At 64.7% G+C, this 1,038-nt stretch carries 2 protein-coding genes and 1 pseudogene; 1 reads left to right on the forward strand and 2 read right to left on the reverse strand.

Translation table 11 applies throughout. The features are described 5' to 3' along the window. A partial coding sequence (locus FJ980_RS34195; RefSeq protein WP_281406372.1) for an SLC13 family permease occupies positions 1-482 on the forward strand: 482 nt, incomplete at its 5' end. 103 nt (positions 483-585) lie between these two features. On the opposite strand, the gene FJ980_RS34200 is transcribed toward FJ980_RS34195, so the two are convergent. After that, complete coding sequence (locus tag FJ980_RS34200) at positions 586-906, reverse strand: cupredoxin family copper-binding protein (protein ID WP_140547735.1); 321 nt, start codon at positions 904-906, stop codon at positions 586-588. After that, positions 903-1,038, reverse strand: a pseudogene (locus tag FJ980_RS34205) (DUF4142 domain-containing protein); the annotation flags it as partial. The gene FJ980_RS34200 and the pseudogene FJ980_RS34205, both read right to left, overlap by 4 nt.

Below are 1,038 nucleotides of genomic sequence, written 5' to 3' on the forward strand. Positions count from 1 at the left end.
CGCTCATCGGCGGCGCCATCCTCCTGCTCACCCGCGCCATCAAACCAGAGCGCATCTATCGCGAAATCGACGGGCCATTGCTGTTCATGTTCGCCGGCCTGTTCATCGTGGTTGCCGGCGCCGAACGAACGCTGCTGACACCGGACATCGTCGCATCGGCCAAGAACCTCGGGCTGGACGACGTCTGGCGCCTGTCGGGCTTCACCGCGGTGCTCTCCAACATAATGAGCAACGTGCCGGCCGTGCTGGCGCTGCGGCCCTTCATCCCCGGCCTGGAAAACCCCGCGCGCGCCTGGCTGGTCGTCGCCATGAGCTCGACGCTGGCCGGCAATTTCACGCTCCTGGGCTCGGTCGCCAATCTGATCGTTGCCGAACAGGCGCGCGCCGCCGGCACGTCGCTGTCGTTCGGCGCTTTCTTCAAAGTCGGCCTGCCATTGACGCTGCTGACGCTGGCGGCTGGCACGGCATGGCTGGCGCTCTGATCCCTGGCGCGACTGTTCCGTGCTCAATTGCTGCGGAGTGACGGGTGCTCCGGAGTGACGGGGCTTGGTATTTGCGGCCAAGTCCCGCCACCGGCCCAGATTTTCAGGGCGCCACTACCAATCGGCCTTTCATGTTGGGATGGAAGCGGCAGAAATAATCAACCGCTCCCGCCGTCTTGAGGGTCAGTTTTCCCTTCGCCTTCGGCGGGATCATCACCTCCCAGCCGCCCTTCACCGTGGCGGTGTGGGCGAATGCGTCCTTGTTCACCCACTCGAGCGTGTCGCCGACCCTGGCCTCGACGCTTGCGGGCGAGAAGACGAGCTTGTCGATCGTCACCTCGATCGTCGCTGCCGGCGCCGGGCCGGCGGCAAGCACCAGCGCCAGCCAGGCAAGGAGCGGTCGGATCAGCACGGCCGCTTTCATTTCAACATGCCGGCGACATGTTCGGCATGCTGCTCATGCCCCTGGAAGATCTTGAGGCCGGTTTCGAGCAGGCTCTTCAGCTCGGCATTGCTGGCCGACGGAATGAGCAGGGTTTCGAGCGCTCCATTGACC

The organism is Mesorhizobium sp. B1-1-5, from assembly GCF_006443065.1.
In the GTDB taxonomy this organism is placed as follows: domain Bacteria; phylum Pseudomonadota; class Alphaproteobacteria; order Rhizobiales; family Rhizobiaceae; genus Mesorhizobium.

Bases quoted from the DNA above. Each gene is read 5' to 3' on its own strand.
- FJ980_RS34200 (WP_140547735.1), bottom strand. From the start codon at position 906: ATGAAAGCGGCCGTGCTGATCCGACCGCTCCTTGCCTGGCTGGCGCTG.